The 18,703-nt window shown below is 76.2% G+C and carries 1 protein-coding gene; it reads right to left on the reverse strand.

The genetic code is table 11. The features are described from left to right. Nucleotide 1 precedes the first annotated feature (1 nt). Nucleotides 2–18,622, reverse strand: a complete 18,621-nt coding sequence (locus K2224_RS19225) for a non-ribosomal peptide synthetase (RefSeq protein WP_221907742.1) — start codon at nt 18,620–18,622, stop codon at nt 2–4. Nucleotides 18,623–18,703: the final 81 nt, after the last annotated feature.

Below are 18,703 nucleotides of genomic sequence, written 5' to 3' on the forward strand. Positions count from 1 at the left end.
CTCACCGTTGGTCGTGGTCGCTGTCGCGGGCGGCGTCTTCCAGTTCGCGCAGAACGTGCTCCTCCACCAGGTCCGCGAGGGCGGCGACGGTCCGGGCGGTCAGCACGTCCCGGGGTGTGAGGTGCACGCCGAAGGTCTCGTTGGTCCGGGAGGCGAGCTGCAGGCTGCGCAGCGAGTCGCCGCCCAGGGCGAAGAAGTCGTCCTCGACGCCCACCGGCCGGCCCAGCACCGACGCCCAGAGGTCGGCGAGGAACTCCTCGGTCGGTGTACGGGGCGCCAGGCGCGCCGCGGGTTCGGGCAGTTCGGGACCGGGGGCCGGGAGGGCGGCGCGGTCGGTCTTGCCGTTCTCGGTGAGCGGGAAGCGCTCCAGGACGACGAAGGCCGAGGGGACCATCGGTCCGGGCAGCGTCCGGGCGGCGAACGCGCGCAGCTCGGCGCCGGACGGGACGTCGGTGTCGGGGGCGGCGAGCAGGTGGGCCACCAGGCGCGGCATGCCGGGCTCGTCCTCCCGCAGGGTCACCACCGCGTCCCGTACGGCGGGGTGGCCGGCCAGGGTCGCCTCGACCTCGCCGGCCTCGATCCGGTGGCCGCGCAGCTTGAGCTGGTGGTCGGTGCGGCCGAGGTAGTGCAGTTCGCCGTGGGCGTCGCGGCGGACCAGGTCGCCGGTGCGGTACATCCGGGTGCCCGGCGGGCCGTAGGGGTCGGCGACGAAGCGGGCGGCGGTCAGGCCGGGGCGGCGGAGGTAGCCGCGGGCCAGGGAGGGCCCGCTGAGCCACAGTTCGCCGGGGACCCCGTCGGGGACGGGGCGGAGCCGAGCGTCGAGGACGTAGCCGCAACTGCCGGGCCGCGGGCGGCCGATGGGCGGCGCGGTGCCGTCCGGCCGCAGCGGCCCGGACCAGGTGGCGACGACCGTGGCCTCGGTGGGACCGTAGGAGTTGATCATCCGGTGGTGCGGGGCCCAGCGGGCGACGAGGTCGGCGCCGCAGGCGTCCGCGCCGACGATCAGGGTCCGCAGGTCCGGCAGCGTCCCGGCGGTGCCGGGCGGCACGGTGCCGAGCGCGGCGGGCGGCAGCAGGGTGTGGGTGACGCGTTCGGCCCGCAGCACCTCGGCCAGCTGCGTGCCGAGCAGCGGGCCGGGCGGCGGCACCACCAGGCGGGCGCCGGCCGGCAGCGCCATGCACAGCTCCAACACCGAGGCGTCGAAGCTGGGGGAGGCGAAGGCCAGTACGCGGTCGCCGGGCCGCACTTGGTAGTGGGCGGCCTCGGCGGCGGCGAAGGCGGCCAGGCCGCGGTGGGTGACGACCACGCCCTTGGGGGTGCCGGTGGAGCCGGAGGTGTAGAGCACATAGGCCGGGTCGTCGAGGGCGAGCGGACGGGAGCGGTCCCGGTCGGTGGGGCGGTGGTCCGGTGCGTCGTCGGCTGCCAGGAGGGCGTGGACCTCGTCGGCCTCCAGGGTGACCGCGGGGGCCGCGTCGCGCAGCATCAGGGCGATCCGGTCGGCCGGGTATCCGGGGTCCACCGGCAGGTAGGCGGCGCCCGCCTTGGCGGTGGCGAGCTGGGCGACGATCATCTCGGCCGAGCGCGGCAGGACCAGCGCGACGAGGTCGCCGGGGCCCGCGCCGCGGGAAACGAGCCGGTGGGCGAGGCGGTTGGCCCGCGCCTCCAGCTCGGCGAAGGTCAGGCACAGGTCGGGTGCGGCGACCGCGGGGGCGTCGGGCCACCGGTCCACCGCCGCCTCGACGAGCGCGGCCAGGGTGGCCGGCGGGACGGGGTCGGGGGCGGCCGGCGCGGTCAGCCGGGCGTGCTCCGCCGGCGGCAGGGTGGTGATCGCGTCGAGGGTCGCCGGGCCCCCGGGCGAGCCCGCCAAGGCCGTCGCGGCCAGGGTGTGCATCAGCTGGTCGGCGAGGGAGCGGGCGGTGGACTCCTCGAAGTGGCGGGGGTCGTAGCCGAGTTCGACGCCGAGCCGGCTGTCGGGTGAGATCACCACGGTGAGCGGGTAGTTGGTGGCCTCCAGGGCGTGCAGGTCGCGGACGCGGAGGCCGTGGGCGGTGGCCGCGGTGTCGTTGATCGGGTAGTTCTCGAAGACCAGCAGGCTCTCGAACAGCGGGGTCCCGGCCGGCACGTCGCTCCACTCGCGCAGCTCGGCGAGCGGGACGTGGTCGAAGCCGCGGGCGGTCGCCTGGGCGGTCTGCAACACGCCCAGCCAGTCGGCCGGGTCCGCGTCGCCGGCCACGTCGCACCGCACCGGCAGGGTGGCGATGAACAGGCCGGGGATGGCGTCGGCGCCGGGCAGGCCGGCCGGGCGGCCCGAGACGGTGCTGCCGAAGCACACCTCCCGCTGCCCGCTCCAACGCGACAGCAGCAGCGCCCAGACGCCCTGGACGACGGTGTTGAGGGTGAGATGGTGGCGCCGGGCGAAGTCCTGGAGCGCGGCGGTCTCCGACTCCCCCAACCGGTACGGGAGCCAGGTGCCGGCGCGGGTCGGCGCGTCGGGGGCCGGGCGGCGGTCGTAGGGCAGCGGGGTGGGGGCGGCGAGACCGGCCAGCGCCCGGCGCCAGTGCTCCTCGGCCGGGGCCCGGTCCTGTGCGGCCAGCCAGCCGACGTACTCCGCGAAGGGGCGGCGGTCCGGCAGCCGTGGCTCGGTGCCGTGCGCCAGCGCCGTGTGGCAGGCGAAGACGTCGGAGAGGACCTGGAAGACGCTCCACCCGTCGAGCAGCACGTGGTGGAAGGTCCACACCACCCGCACCTCGGTGGGGGCGAGCCGGACGAGGGTGAGCCGGAGCAGCGGGGGCCGGTCCAGCGCGATGCCCCGGTCCCGGTCCTCGGCGAGCAGCCGGGCCAGTGCGGCGTCCCGCTCCTCCGGTGTGCGGGCGCTCCAGTCGAGGGTGGTGACAGGCAGGGTGACGGAACGGTGGACGATCTGGAGGGGGGTAGGCACGTCGCCCAGGATCACGGCGGTGCGCAGGACGGGGGTGCGGTCCACGACCTGCTGCCAGGCGGCGGCCAGCAGCCCCGGGTCGGTGACGCCGTCCAGGACGAAGGTGGCCTGTTCCACGTAGAGGCCCTGGCCGGGTTCGTCGAGGGCGTGGAAGACCAGTCCGGTCTGCGTGGGGGTCAGCGGGTAGATGTCGGTGACGTCCCGGCCGTCGCCGGCGAGCCGGTCGACGGTGCGCTGGTCGAGGGCGACGAGCGGGAAGTCGGAGGGGGTGCGGCCGCCGGCACCGGGTGCGGCGCAGTGCCGCAGGATGTCCCGCAGTTCGGCGGCGGTCTCCTCGGCGAGCCGGGACACGGTGGCGCGCCGGTGCAGGTTGGCCGAGTACGACCAGGTGAACTCCAGCCGCTTGTCGGCGACCTGCCCGATCACGTCGATCAGGTGCGGCCGTTCGGCGGCCGGGTCCAGGTCGCCGTCGAGCGCGCCGTACGGGGCGTGCAGCAGGCCGCCGTCCTCGGTGGCGCTCCAGTCCTGCCGGCCGAGGTAGTTGAAGACGAGCTGCGGGGCGGCCGGGAGGCCGGCCGGTGCCGGGGTGCGCAGCCGGCGCAGCGCACCGTGGCCCAGGCCGTGCCGCGGCAGTGCCCGCAGCCCCTCCTTGGCGGACTTCAGCGCCGTCGCCAGGTCCGCGTGCGGCGGGAGGTCCAGCGCGACGGGGAACATGGTGGTGAACCAGCCGACGGTGCGGGAGAGGTCGACGTCGCCGAAGAGTTCCTCGCGGCCGTGGCCCTCCAGCCCGATGAGCACCCGGTCGTGCCCGGTCCAGCGGGCCAGCACCCGGCCCAGGGCGCACAGCAGGACGTCGTCGATCCGGGTCCGGTAGACGTCGGGCACGTCCTGGAGCAGTCGGCGGGTCTCCTCGGCTTCCAGGCGGACGGTCACGGTCTCCTCGGAGTCCGCGGTGTTGCGGCCGGTGCGGTCGGTGGGCAGTTCGTGGTGGCCGCCGGTCCCCTTCCAGTGGGCGAGTTCGTCGTCGAAGCCGCCGGCCGCGGTGTGCTCGCACAGCCGCTCGGCCCAGGCACGGAACGAGGTGGTCTTGGGTCCGAGCACGGCCCGGCCGCCGGTGCGCACCTGGCGGTAGGCGGTGTCGAGGTCCTCCAGGAGGATGCGCCAGGACACCGCGTCCACGACCAGGTGGTGGGCGACGAGCAGCAGGACCGGGCGGTCCTGGCCGCCCAGGTGGCACAGGGCGGCCTTGAGCAGCGGCCCCTCGGTCAGGTCGAATCCGGCGCTCAGCTCACGGGTGAGCGCGCGCAGCGCGGCGGGGCGCTCCCCCGGCCGCCGGCCGGACAGGTCGCGCACCTCCAGGGCGGCGCCCGTCCCGGGCATCGTGCCGTACTGGCGCCAGTTGCCGTCTTCGGTGGTGCGGTACCGCATGCGCAGCGCGTCGTGGTGGTCGAGCACCGCGCCGAGCGCCGCGCGCAGCGCGTCCTCCTCGGTGTCGGCGGCGAGGTGGCAGGAGAGCGCCTGGGTGAAGTGCGCCGGGTGGTCGGGCATGGTGGCGAAGAGCCAGTGCTGGACGGGGGTGAGCGGTATCTCGCCCACCACCGGGCCCTGTTCGGCGGTGGCGGCCGCGGCCCACGGTTCCCCGGCGGCCGCGGCGAGGGCGGCGACGGTCTGGTGGACGAACAGCTGGCTCGGAGTGAGCGCGAGGCCGGCGCGGCGGGCCGCGGAGACGATGCGGATGCTGAGGATGGAGTCGCCGCCGAGCGCGAAGTAGTTGTCCTCGGCGCCCACTTGTGGCACGCCCAGCACCTCGGCCCAGACGGCGGCGAGTACCCGCTCGGCGTCCGTGCGCGGCGGGACGTGTCCGGCGGCCGGGGTGGCGGCCGGGCCGGGCGCGGGCAGGGCGCGCCGGTCGAGCTTGCCGGTGGGGCCGAGCGGCAGCCGTTCCAGGGGCACGACGAGCGCGGGGACCAGGTGGTCGGGGAGGCCGCGGGCGAGGAAGGCACGGACCTCGACGGGGTCGGGTGCGGTCCCGTCGCGGGCGACGACGTAGCCCACCAGGCGCTTGTGGCCGTCGGCCGCCACGACCCGGGCGGCGGCCGCGGCCACGTCCGGGTGGCGGGCCAACCCGGCCTCGACCTCGCCCAGTTCGATCCGGAAGCCGCGCACCTTGACCTGGTCGTCGGTGCGGCCGAGGTACTCCAGCCGACCCTCGGCGTCCCAGCGTACGAGGTCGCCGGTGCGGTACATCCGCTCGCCCGGGGGACCGAAGGGGTCGGGCAGGAAGCACCGGGCGGTCAGGCCGGGCCGCGCGAAGTAGCCGCGGGCCACGCCGGTGCCGGCGAGATGGAGCTCACCGGGCGCCCCGACCGGCACCGGGCGCAGCCACGGGTCCAGGACGTAGGCCCGGGCGCCGCCGACCGGGCGGCCGATGGGTGGGGTGCGGTCCGGGTCGGCGGGGTCGCAGTGCCAGGCGGTGGCGTAGACGGTGGCCTCGGTGGGGCCGTAGATGTTGGCGACCCGGCAGCCGGGGACGGCGGTGCGGACCTCGCGGACGGTGCGGGCGGCGAGCGCCTCGCCGGCCAGCACCACGGTGTCCGCGGTGACCTGGACGGTGTCCTCGGCGAGCAGCCGGCCGAGGGCGGAGGGGACCGCGCTGAGCAGCCCGGCGGTCCAGGGCCCGGGGCGTTCGGCGAGGGCCAGCAGGTCGCGGACGATCTCCACCCGGCCGCCGGACAACAACGGGCAGAGCAGTTCGAACACCGACACGTCGAAGTTGAGCGAGGTGGACGCCACGACGTGGGACAGTCCCCGGGTGCCGAACTCGGCGGCCGCCCAGTCGGCCAGCGCCACGACGGAGCCGTGGGTCACCACCACGCCCTTGGGCACTCCGGTGGAGCCGGAGGTGTGCAGCACATAGGCGGGGTGGTCGGCCAGCAGTTCGCCGGTGCGCTCGGTGTCGTCCACGTCGGCGGCCGGTCCGGCGGCGAGGTGGTCCGCCACCCCGGGGTCGTCCAGGATGAGCCGGGTGGCGGGCCCGTCGGGCAGCCGGCCGGCCGTCGCGGCGGTGGCCAGGACGAGGTCCGGTGCGATGTCGTCGAGGAGGAAGGCGACCCGCTCGGCGGGGTGGCCGGGATCGATCGGCAGATAGCCGGCGCCGCTCTTGAGGACGGCCAGCAGGGCCACGACCAGGTCGCAGGTGCGCGGCAGGGCGAGCGCGACGAACCGTTCGGGGCCCACGCCCGCGGCGATCAGCAGCCGCGCCAACCGGTTGGCGCGGTCGTTGAGCTCCTGGTAGGTGAGCCGGTCCGCGCCGGCCAGGACGGCCGGGGCGTGCGGGGTGCGGGCGGCCTGCGCCTCGAACGCCTCGGGCAGGGTGCGGCGCGGCCGCGGCACGACGGCGCCGCCGAACTCCGTGACGACGCGGTGCCGTTCGTCCTCGGTGAGCAGCGGCAGCTCGGCGAGCCGGCGCTCCGGGTCCGCCGCCATCCCGGTGAGCAGTGTGCGCAGGCAGGCGCCGAGCCGCTCGACCGTCGCGGTGTCGAAGACCGCCGGGTCGTGGTCGAGGGCGACGGTCAACCGCTCGCCGGGGGCGACGATCACACTGAGCGGGTAGTTGGTGGGCTCCAGGTCGCGTTCGGAGGTGAGGCCGAGGCCGTGCCGGCCCAGGGCGTCGCTGTCGAAGGGGTAGTTCTCGAAGACGACGATGGTCTCGAACAGGTCTGTTCCGGCGGGCAGTTCGCTCCAGGACCGGATGTCCGCCAGGGAGACGAAGTCGAACCGCCGCGCCTCGGACTGGGCGGTCTGGAGCTCGCGCAACCAGTCCAGCAGGGCGCGCCGCCCGTCGATGCGGACCCGGGTGGGCAGGGTGTTGATGAACAGGCCGACCATGGTCTCCACGCCGGGCAGCGTGGCGGGCCGTCCGGAGACGGTGGTGCCGAAGACCACGTCGTCACTGGCGCTGTAGCGGGACAGCAGCAGGGCCCAGGCGCCCTGGAGCACGGTGTTCATGGTGAGGCCGGCGTGCTGCGCGGTCCGGCGCAGGCGCGCCGACTCCGCCGCGTCCAGGGTGATGCGGACGGAGGCGGACGACGAGGCGCGGTGGGCCGGCGCTTGGGCGCGGTCCTTGGGGAGCCGGGTCGGCTCGGTGAACCCGGCCAGCGCGGCCCGCCAATGGTGTTCGGCCTGCCCGGTGTCCTGCTCCGCCAGCCAGCGCAGATAGCCGTCGAAGGGCGGGCGGGCCGGGACCTCGGGCGCCCGGCCGGCGGTGCGCGCCGCGTACCGTTCGCAGACCTCGTCGAAGATCTGGGCGGCGCTCCAGCCGTCGAGGAGGACGTGGTGGAAGGTCCACACCAGACGGACCCGGTCGGCGGGCAGCCTGATCAGGGTCAGGCGCATCAGCGGGGCCCGGGTGAGGTCGAGGCCGGCCGCACGGTCCTCGGCGAGCAGCGTCTCCAGGGCGCGTTCGCAGGACTCGGGGCTCCGACCGGTCCAGTCGTGGTGGGTGACGGGTACGGTGGCGCGGGCCTGGACGACCTGGAGCGGTTCGGGGGTCTGCGCCCACACCAGGCGGGTGCGGAGCACCGGGTTGGCGTCGGCCGTCCGCTGCCAGGCGGTGGCGAGCGCGGCCGGGTCCCGGACGCCGGAGAGCACCAACTGGACCTGGTTGACGTAGGTGTGGGAGGCGGGGTCCAGCAGGGTGTGGAAGAGCATGCCCGCCTGCATGGGGGTCAGCGGGTAGAGGTCCGCCACCTCCCGGCCGTCGCCGGCGACCCGGTCCACGGTGGGCTGGTCGAGGCGGGCGAGCGGGAAGTCGGAGGGGGTGCGGCCGCCGGCGTCCGGACCGGCGCAGTGCGCGACGATCTCCTCAAGTGCCGTGCGCATGGCGGTGGCCAGGGCGGTGACGGTCTCGTCGCGGTGCACCGCGCGGCTGTGGTACCAGGTGAGTTCCAGGGCGCCGCCCTCGACTCTGCCGACCACGTCGAGCAGGTGGGGGCGGACGGATTCGGGGGCGGCGGCGCCGTCCAGTCCGCCGCGGACACCGCGGATCAGCCCGCCCTCGCCGGACCAGTCGAACCGGCCCAGGTAGTTGAAGCTGATCCGGGGCTGCGGCGTACCGGCGAGAGCGCCCTCCGCGTCGAGTTGGCGCAGTGCGCCGTGGCCCAGGCCGCGGCCGGGCACGGCGCGCAGCTGTTCCTTGACGGACTTCAGCGCCGTTCCCCAGTCGCCGTCGGGGATGTCGAGGGCCACCGGGAAGAGGGTGGTGAACCAGCCGACCGTGCGCGACAGATCGACGCCGTCGAAGAGCGCGTCCTCGCGGCCGTGGCCCTCCAGGCCGACGGCGACGGTGCGCCGGCCGGTCCAGTCGGCCAGGACCCGGCCGAGGGCGGTGAGCAGGACGTCGTTGATCTGCGTCCGGTAGGCGCCGGGGACGTCGCGCAGCAGGGCGGCGGTGCGCGACCGGTCCAGGCGGACGGTGACGGTGCCGAGGTCGGCGATGGTGTTGGTGCCGTCGGCGTCGGTCGGCAGCGGCGCCGCGCAGTGGCCGGCCGCTGCGCTCCAGTGCTCCTGCTCGGCGGCGAACCCGCCGGCCTCGGTGCGCTCGTGCAGCAGCCTGGACCACTCCTGCACGGAGGTGGTGCGGGCGGGCGGGGCCGCCGGCTCTCCGGTGCGGGCCCGGTGGTAGCCGCTCTCCAGGTCCTCCAGCAGGATGCGCCAGGAGACGCCGTCGACGACGAGGTGGTGGGCGGTCAGGAACAGCCGCGGCGGCGCGTCCGGCGCGCCGGTGAAGAGCCGGGCGGCGACCAGCGGCCCACGCGCGAGGTCGAAGCCGGCGTGGGCCTCGGCCATCGCGGCCTCGACGGCGGTGGCGCACTCCCGCGCGTCCCGTCCGGTCAGGTCGTGGACCCGCAGGGCCGGCGGCTCGGCGGCGCCCGCGGCCGGGCAGTGCTGCTCCCAGCCGCCGTCCGCCCGCTGCGCGAAGCGGGCCCGCAGGGCGTCGTGGTGGGCCCACAGCGCGGCCAGGGCGTCCTCCAGTGCCCGGAGGTCGGGGTCCTCGGCGAGTTCGACGACGACGGACTGGTTGAAGTAGCCCGGGCGGGTCGGCCGGGCGTCGAGGAACCAGCGCTGGATCGGCAGCAGGCGGACCTCGCCGGTGACCGGCCCGGTGCCGGTGACGGGTGCGGCGGCGCCGGTGGCGGCGGCCAGGGCGGCGACGGTGGGGTGGCGGAACACGTCCCGGGGGGTCAGGGTCAGGCCCGCCCGGCGGGCGCGCGAGACGACCTGGATGCTGAGGATCGAATCGCCGCCCAGCATGAAGAAGTTGTCGTCGGCGCCGATCCGCTCGACGCCCAGCAGGTCGCGCCAGATGTCCGCGAGGGCCTGTTCCGCCCCCGCGCGCGGTGCGCGGTGGGTGCCGCCGGCGGCGGTCGACCATCGCGGGGCGGGCAGCCGGCGCCGGTCCACCTTCCCGTTGCCGGTCAGCGGCAGCGCGTCGAGTGTGACGAAGGCGGCGGGGAGCATGTAGTCCGGCAGCCGCGCGCCGAGGAAGTCGCGCAGTTCCTGGGCCGGGGGCACGATCGCCTCCGGGGCGGGGACGAGGTAGGCGGCCAGGCGTTTGCGGCCGTCCGCCTCGACGGCGGTCAGCAGCGCCTCGGCGACCGCGGGGTGCCCGGTGAGCGCGGCCTCGATCTCGGCCGGTTCGACGCGGAAGCCCCGGATCTTGATCTGGTCGTCGGTGCGCCCCACGAAGTGGAGTTCGCCGCCGGCGCTCCAGCGCACGAGGTCGCCGGTGCGGTACATCCGGCCGCCGGGCGGCCCGAACGGGTCCGCGAGGTAGCGTGCGGCGGTCGCGCCGGGTCGGCCGTGGTAGCCGCGGGCGACTCCCGCGCCGGCGACGTACAGCTCGCCGGGGATGCCCGGCGGCTGCGGCCGCAGCGCGCCGTCCAGGACGTAGCAGCGGGTGTTGTCCAGGGGGCGGCCGATGGGCAGGGTGGCGGGCAGCGGGTCGCCGGCGCGGAAGGCCCGCCGGGTCGCGAAGGTGGTCGTCTCGGTCGGGCCGTAGCCGTCGACGACGGCGAGGTCCGGGCAGGCGTCGAGGAACCGGCGCACCGCGGCGCCCGGCACGGCCTCGCCGCCGGTCCACACCTCGCGGGCGCCGCGCAGGCAGCCGGGGTCCTCCTGGGCCAGCAGGCGGAAGAGCCCGGCGGTCAGCCACAGGCAGGTCACGCCCTGGTCGGTGACCGCCCGGCGCACGGTGGCGGCCTCCAGGTCGCCGGGCGGGGCCAGGACGGCCCGGCCGCCGCGCAGCAGGGGCACCCACAGTTCGTAGGTGGCCGCGTCGAACGCCGCCGGCGAGTGCACCAGGACCCGTTCGTGCCCCTCGAAGGCGCGGTCGAAGGCGAGCGCCACGACATCGCGGTGGCGCACCGCGACGCCCTTGGGGCGGCCGGTGGAGCCGGAGGTGAACATCAACTGGAGCGCGTTGTCGGGGTGGAGGGCAGGGAGGGCGGTGCGGGGCGCGGGCTCGTGCCCGGTCGGGTCCGGGGCGGTTGCCGTCACCCGCAGCGTCCGCCCGCCGGGCGCCAGCGCGCGTGCGGTGTCCTCCCAGGCGGCGTCGGTGAGCACCAGGTCCGCGGTGGTCTCCCCCAGCAGCAGCCGCAGCCGCTCCCGTGGGGCGCGGCCGTCCAGCGGGACGTACACCCCGCCCGCCTTGGCGAGGGCGACCTGGGCGACGACGAGGGCGGCCGAGCGGTCCATCAGGACCCCGACCGGCTGCTCGGGGCGCACGCCGAGCGCGACCAGCCGGTGTGCCAAGTCCTCGGCACGGGCGTCGAGTTCGCGGTAGGTCAGGCGGATGGCGCCGGCGTCCACGGCGAGTGCGTCGGGGGTGCGCCGGACCCGGTCGGCGAAGAGCCCGGCGACCGTCCCGTCGGGCAGCGCGACGGCGGTGTCGTTCCACTCCTCGACCACCTGGCGGCGGCGTGCCGCGCCGAGCACCGGCAGCCGTGCGGGCGGGCGGTGGGCGTCGGCGGCCATGCCCGCCAGCAGCACGGTGAGGTACTCGGCCATCAGCTCGACGGTGTCGGTGTCGAACAGCTCGGGGTCGTAGCCGAGGCGCAGGGCCAGTTCCGGGCCGGGGTAGGCGACCAGGCTCAGCGGGTAGTTGGTGGTCTCGATGCCGTCGAGGTCGCTCAGCCGCAGCCCGTGCGCCGCGGCGAGACCGTCGCCGGCCGGGTAGTTCTCGAAGACCACGATGCTGTCGAACAGGGCGGTGCGTTCCGGCAGTTCGCCGAACGCCGTCAGCCGGGCGAGCGGGACGAAGTCGAAGCGCCGGTCCTCGGTCTGGATCTCCTGCACCCGGCGCAGCCAGTCCGGCAGGGTGCCCTCGGCGGGCACGGTCAGCCGGGTCGGCAGGGTCGCGATGAACAGGCCGGTCATCGCCTCGGCGCCGGGCAGCTCCGGCGGGCGGCCGGAGACGGTGGTGCCGAAGACCACCTCCGGGCGGCCGCTCTGCCGGGCCAGCAGCAGCGCCCAGGCGGCCTGCACCAGCGTGTTCATGGTCACGCCGGCGCCCTTGGCCAGGTCCGTCAGCCGCCCGGTGAGCGCCGGGGGCAGGGTGACCCGCACCGCCTCGGTGGACTCCGTGCGGTGGCTCTCCCGGGGGTCGCGGTCGTAGGGCAGGGCGGTGGGTTCGGTCAGCCCGTCGAGCCGGGCCCGCCAGTGGTCCTCGGCCTCCGCCGGATCGCGCTCGCGCAGCCAGGCGACGTAGTCGCGGAACGGCCGGCGGGCGGGCGGGGCGGTCTCCGGCGCCGGGCCGCTGCCGTCCGCCGGTCCGCTCAGCCGGGCATGGTCGCCGAAGACGTCGGAGAGCACCTGGAACAGGCTCCAGCCGTCCAGCACCAGGTGGTGGAAGGACCACACCACCCGCACCTCGGTGGCGGACAGCCGGGCCAGTACCAGGCGCTGGAGCGGGGCGGCGGCCAGGTCCAGCCCGACTCGCCGGTCCCGGGCGAGCAGTTCGCGCAGCCGGGCCCCGCGCGCATCGGGCGGCAGGGCGCGCCAGTCGAGGTGGGTGACCGGGAGGGTGACGCCGTTCTCGACCACCATCAGCGGCTCGGGCACGTCCTGCCAGACGACGCGGCCGCGCAGCACCGGGGTGCGGTCCGTGACCTGCTGCCAGGCGGCGGCGAGCGCCGTGGGGTCGGGCACGCCGTCCAGGACGAAGGTGAGTTGCTGGAAGTAGACACCGCCGTCGTCCTGGGCGAGCCGGTGGAAGAGCATGCCGGCCTGGGTCGCGGTGAGCGGGTGGATGTCCTCGACTGCCCGGGCGTCGTCGCCCACCAGCCGGTCGAGGGTCGGCTGGTCGAGGGCGGCCAACGGGAAGTCGGACGGGGTGCGGCCCCCGGCCCCGGGGCGGGCACCGTGCCGGGCGATCTCGCCCAGGGCCGCGGCGAACTCCCCGGCCAGCCGGGTCACGGTCGCCTCGTGGTGCAGGTCGGCCGAGTAGAACCAGGTGAACTCCAGTGCGTCGCCGTCGAGTCGGCCGACCACCTCCAGGGCGTGCGGCCGCTCGGCGGCCGGGTCGGCGTCGAGGGCGAGCGGGCGGTGCGGGCCGCGGTAGAGGCCGCCGCCGGTGCCGGGCAGGCCGAACCGGCCGAGGTAGTTGAAGCTGATGCCGGCGGACGGGCCGGCGGGCCGGCCGTCCGGCCGGGTCAGGTAGCGCTGGACACCGTGGCCGAGGCCGCGGCCGGGCACCGCGCGCAGCTGCTCCTTGACGGACTTCAGCACGGTGTCCCAGCCGGCGTCCGGCGGCACGGTGAGGGCGACCGGGTAGCGGGTGGTGAACCATCCGACGGTGCGGGAGAGGTCGACGTCGGCGAAGAGTTCCTCACGGCCGTGGCCCTCCACGTCCACGGGTACGGTGTCGCGCCCGGTCCAGGTGCCCAGCACCCGGCCCAGCGCGCTCAACAGCACGTCGTTGACCTCGGTGCGGTAGGCGCCGGGCAGGGTGTGCAGCAGGGCGGCGGTCTGCTGCGGGGTCAGGCGGACGGTCACCGAGCGGGCCGACGCGTAGGTGTTGGCGCCGGTGCGGTCGACGGGCAGTGCCGGGTCGCCGGCGCGGGCCGACGCGGCCCAGTACGCGGCCTCGTCGCGGAAGCCGCCGGCTTCGGCGTGGGCGGTCAGCCGGCGGGCCCAGTGGCGCAGCGGGGAGGAGGCGGGGAGCGGCGCGGCGTCGCCGCCGTCCCGCCGGGCGCGGTAGGACCGGTCGAGGTCCTCCAGCAGGATGCGCCAGGAGACGCCGTCCACCACCAGGTGGTGGACGGCCAGGTGCAGGACGCGGGGCCGGTCGGCGCCCCGGTCGTGGAGCACCGCGCGCAGCAGCGGCCCGCGGTCCAGGTCGAACGGGCCGAGGTGCGGGGCGTCGTCGTCGGGGCCGGTGTGGCGGTGCAGGACGATCGGGGGCGCGGTGCGGTCGATGTGCTGGCGGCGCCGGCCGTCGCCGTCCGCCGGGAAGCGGGAGCGCAGCGCGGCGTGGTGGGCGGTCAGGTCCCGCAGCGCGGCTTCCAGCGCGGCGGCGTCCAGGTCCTCGGTCAGCTCGACGGAGAGGGTCTGTCCGAAGTGGGCGGCCCGTGCCGGGTCGGCCTCGAACAGCCAGTGCTGGATGGGGGTCAGCGGCGACGTCCCGGTGGGCTCGGCCGCCGGGGCCGGGTCGGCGGGCCGCTCGGCGGCGTCCGCGCAGCGCGCGAGGGCGGCGACGGTCTGGTGCCGGTAGACGTCGCGCGAGGTGATCGTCAGGCCCGCCTGACGGGCCTGGGCGACCACCTGGATGCTGAGGATGGAGTCGCCGCCGAGCGAGAAGAAGTTGTCCTCGACCCCGATCCGCGCCACTCGCAGCACCTCGGCCCAGACGGCGGCGAGGGCGCGTTCGGTGGCGGTGCGCGGGGCGACGAACTCCGCGGTCGCCTCCGTCGTCCAGTCCGGGGCGGGCAGTTGGGCGCGGTCCAGTTTGCCGTTGGGGTTGAGCGGCAGCTCGTCCAGGACGAGGACGGTGGCGGGCACCATGTAGTCGGGCAGCGTGCGCCCGAGCCGGCGGCGCAGCGCGCCGGGAGCCGGGTCCGCCCCGTGCTCGGGGACGACATAGCCGATCAGCCGCGGGTGGCCGTCGGTCTCCCGGGTGGCGGCGGCCGCCTGCGCGACCCCCGGGCAGCGCAGCAGCGCCTCCTCGACCTCGCCCAGCTCGATGCGGAAGCCCCGCACCTTGACCTGCTGGTCCACCCGGCCCAGATACTCCAGCTCGCCGTCGCCGGTCCACCGCACCAGGTCGCCGGTGCGGTACATCCGGCTGCCGGGGCCGGCGAACGGGTCGGCGAGGAAGCGGGTGGCGGTCAGGCCGGGGCGCCGGAGGTAGCCGCGCGCCAGGCCCCCGCCGCCGAGGTACAACTCGCCGGAAACCCCCGGCGGTTGGGGGCGCAGCCTGCCGTCCAGGACGTAGCAGCGGGTGCGGGCGACCGGACGGCCGATGGGCGGGGCCTGTTCGGGCGGGGCGTCGCCGGCGAACCAGGCGGTGGCGTAGACGGTGGCCTCGGTCGGCCCGTAGACGTTGGCGACCTCGGAGGACGGCATGGTCTCCCGGATCTCCTGCACGGTCCGGGCGGGCAGCGCCTCGCCGGCCAGCACCACCGTGTCGGCCGTGACGCCGCCGGCGCCCCGGGTGAGCATCCGGGAGATCACCGAGGGCACGCCGCTGAGCAGGCCGGCCCGGCGCGGCGCGGCGCCGGGCCGGTCGGCGAGGGCCGGCAGGTCCGCCACCACCTCGACGCTGCCGCCGGACAGCAGCGGGCAGAGCAGTTCGAAGACGGAGACGTCGAAGTTGAGCGAGGTGGAGGCGACCACATGGCTCAGCCGGGGGCCGAACCGGGCGGCCGCCCAGGCCGCGAGGTCGGCGACGCTGCGGTGGGTGACCACCACCCCCTTGGGGCGGCCGGTCGAACCGGAGGTGTAGATGACGTAGGCGGGGTGGGCCGTCTCCAAGGGGCGGACCCGGTCGGCGTCGGTGAGGTCGTCCGCCGCGTGGCCGGCCAACCGGGCCGCGGTCTCCGGGGCGTCGAGGACCAGCCGCGCGGTGTCCCGGGGCAGGCGGTGGGCGGTGTCGCGGGTGGTCAGGACGAGGGCGGGGGCGGCGTCGGCGAGCATGAACCGGATGCGTTCGGCCGGATAGCCGGGGTCCACCGGCAGGTACCCGGCGCCCGCCTTGAGCACCGCCCAGAGCACCGGCACGAGGTCGGCGGAGCGCGGCAGGGCCAGCGCCACCAGGGTCTCCGGGCCGGCGCCCTGGCCGACCAGCAACCGGGCCAGGCGGTTGGCACGCCGGTTCACCTCGGCGTAGGTGAGCCGGGTGTCGCCGCAGACCACGGCGGTCCGGTCGGGGGTGCGGGTGGCCTGCGCCTCCAGGAGAGCGGGCAGGGCGGTGTCCGGGCCGTCCTGCCGGGGCGTGTTCCAGGCTTCGAGCATGGTGCGCCGCTCGTCGTCGGTGAGCAGCGGCAGGTCGGCCACGGTCCGGTGTGTGCCGTCCGCCATGCCCTCCAGCAGGAGGTGCAGTTGGCGGCTCATACGGGCCACGGTGTGGGCGTCGAAGAGGTCGGTGTTGTATTCGACGGTCAGCCCGAGGGATCCGTCGGGGTGCGGCAGGAATTCCAGTACGAGATCGAAGCGGGCGGCCGGCCGCGGCAGCGGATGCTCCTCGATCCGCACACCGCCGGCCTCCCGCGGGTGCACCATCGGGGTCTGCTGGACGACGAGGACCTGGACCAGCGGGGTGCGGCCGGGGTCGCGGGGCGGGGCCAGTTCCTCGACCAGGCGGTCGAAGGGGACGCCGGCATGGCTGAAGGCGTCCAGCAGCGTGCCGCCCAGGGTGTCCAGGAAGTCGTCGACGGTGGCGGTGCCGTCGACGTCGGTGCGCAGCACGAGGGTGTTGACGAAGAAGCCGGTCACGCCCTCCAGTTCGCGCCGGTCCCGGCCGTTGGTGACGGTGCCGAAGACGATGTCGCGCTGGCCGGTGTAGCGGGAGAACAGCACCGCGGCGGCCCCGGCGTACAGGGTGAACAGGGTGGTGCCCCTGGCCCGGGCGAGGGCACGTAGGCGCTCGGCGAGGTCGGCCGGCAACCGGTGGCGGTGGGCCGCGCCGGAGGTGGTGCGCACCGGCGGCCGGGGCCGGTCCACCGGCAGGTCGAGCTGGGGCATCCCGCCGAGGTGCCGTTTCCAGTACGCGAGGTCGTCGGCGTACCGGCCGGGGGTGTGGTGGGCGCGCTCCCACACGGCGAAGTCGGGGTATTGAAGAATCGATTCTTCGAGGTCGTCGGGGCCGCCGCCCGCCTCCGCGCCGTACAGCGCGGCCAGTTCCCGTACCAGCACCCCGACCGACCAGCCGTCGGTGACGATGTGGTGCTGCGCCAGCAGCAGCAGATGCTCGTCCTCGGCGAGCCCGATCAGCAGGGCCCGGGTGAGCGGTCCCTCGCGCAGGTCGAAGGGGCGCCGCAGTTCCTCGGCGAGCAGCCGGTCCGCCTCCCGGGCGCGGTGCCCGGCCGGCCGGTCGCGGAGGTCGGCGGTGGCCAGTGGCAGGACGGCGGTGTCCGCGACGCGTTGCACCCCCCGGCCGTCCAAGGTGGCGAAGGTGGTGCGCAGGGAGTCGTGACGGGCGGTGAGCCGGTCCAGGGCACGGCGCAGCGCGCCGGTGTCCAGCGGGCCGCACAGCCGCACCCCCACCCCGGTGTTGTACTCGGTGCCGCCCGCGGTCAGGTCGTCGAGGAACCACAGCCGTTGCTGCCCGGCGGAGAGCGGCAGCGGCCGGTCCCGGCGGGCGGGCGCGATCGGCGCGGGAGCGGCCGCGACGGCCGGCTCGTCGAGGAGGGACGCCAGGCCGGCGACGGTCCGGGAGCCGAACACATCGCGGACGGTGAGCCGGACGCCGAGCGCCGCCCGGATCCGGGAGAGCACCCGTACGGCGAGGACGGAGTCGCCGCCGAGGTCGAAGAAGTCGTCGGTGGTGCCGGGCTCGGGCACCGCCAGGACCTCCGACCAGATGGCCGCGAGGGTCCGTTCGGCCGCGGTCCGCGGGGCGCGACGGCCCGGCTCCGCGGCACCGGCCGCATCGGGTGCGGGCAGCGCGCGCCGGTCGATCTTGTGGTGGGCGGTGAGCGGGAACGTGTCGAGGACGACGACGGCCGACGGCACCATGTGGGCGGGCAGGCTGCGGGCGAGGGCCGCCCGCAGCGGCGCGGGCCGCGGGGGCCGGGCCGGGTCGCCCGGTGTCACATAGCCGACGAGCCGTCGGTGGCCGGGCTCGTCCTCGCGCACGAGGACCACCGCGTCGGTCACCCCGGGCAGCCGGACCAACGCCGCCTCGATCTCGCCGGGTTCGACGCGGAAGCCGCGGATCTTGACCTGCCGGTCGGCCCGGCCGAGGAATTCCAGTTCACCGGCGGGGTCGCGGCGCACCAGGTCGCCGGTGCGGTAGAGCCGGGCCCCGGGCGGCCCGAACGGGTCGGCGACGAAGCGGGCCGCGGTCAGGCCCGGGCGCCCGAGGTAGCCGCGGGCGACCCCCGGGCCGCCCACGTACAACTCGCCCGCGGTGCCGTCCGGGACCGGCCGCATGGCCGCGTCCAGGATCCGGGCCGGGGTGTGCGGCAGCGGCCGGCCGATCGAGGGGGTACCGCCGCCGGCGGACAGCGGACCGGTCCAGGAGGCGACGATGGTGGCCTCGGTGGGACCGTAGGAGTTGATCAGCCGGCGTCCCGGCGCCCAGCGGTCGGCCAGTTCCGCGGGGCAGGCTTCGGCCCCCACGATCAGGGTGCGCAGGCCGGGCAGGCGGGCGCCGTCCGCGGGGACGGTGGCGAGCGCGGCCGGCGGGATGAGCGCGTGGCTGATCCGGTGCTCGGCCAGCACCGCGACGAGTTCGTCCCCCAGCCACGGCCCGTCCGGCGGGACGACGAGGGTGGCGCCGGCCAACAGGGAGACGCAGAGCTCCAGTACGGCGGCGTCGAAGCTCGGCGAGGAGAACTGCAGGACCCGGTCCCCCGGCCCGACCGCGTACCGGTCGGCGGCCGCCGCGGCGAAGGCGCCCAACCCGGTGTGCGGCACGACCACGCCCTTGGGGGTGCCGGTGGAGCCCGAGGTGTAGATGACGTAGGCGGGGTGCCCTGAGTGCAGTGGGCGGAGCCGGTCCGCGTCGTCCGGGGCGCGGTCGGGGCCGGCGGCGGTCCGGATCGCGGCCGGGTCGTCGAGGACCACGGCCGGACGGGCGTCGGCGAGCATCAGGGCGCGGCGCTCGGCCGGGTACGCCGGGTCCACCGGCAGGAAGGCACCACCCGCCTTGGCCACGGCCAGTTCCGCGACGACCAGTTCGACGGAACGGGGCAGGACCAGCGCCACCGTCCGCTCCGGCCCCACCCCGCGGCCGATCAGGACGTGCGCGAGGCGGTTGGCCCAGGCGTCGGCCTCCCGGTACGACCAGGTCCGCCGGCCGTCCGTCAGCGCGGTCGCGTCCGGCCTGCGGCCCACCCACCGTGCGAACAGGTCCGCGAGCACCGGGACGGGGGCCGGACCGGCCGGACCCGGCGTCGAATCGAGGGTCCGGACCCGCGGTGCGGTGGGCTCGGCGCCGGCTGAACTCTGGTGCTGGTCCGTCATGTTGGTCAGTCCTTCTGGGCGGGGACGGAGCGGCCTGCGGGACGTGCGGCGGTGCGGCGGGCCGCCCGGAGAAGCGGGGCC

This window comes from Streptomyces sp. BHT-5-2 (assembly GCF_019774615.1).
GTDB lineage: Bacteria > Actinomycetota > Actinomycetes > Streptomycetales > Streptomycetaceae > Streptomyces.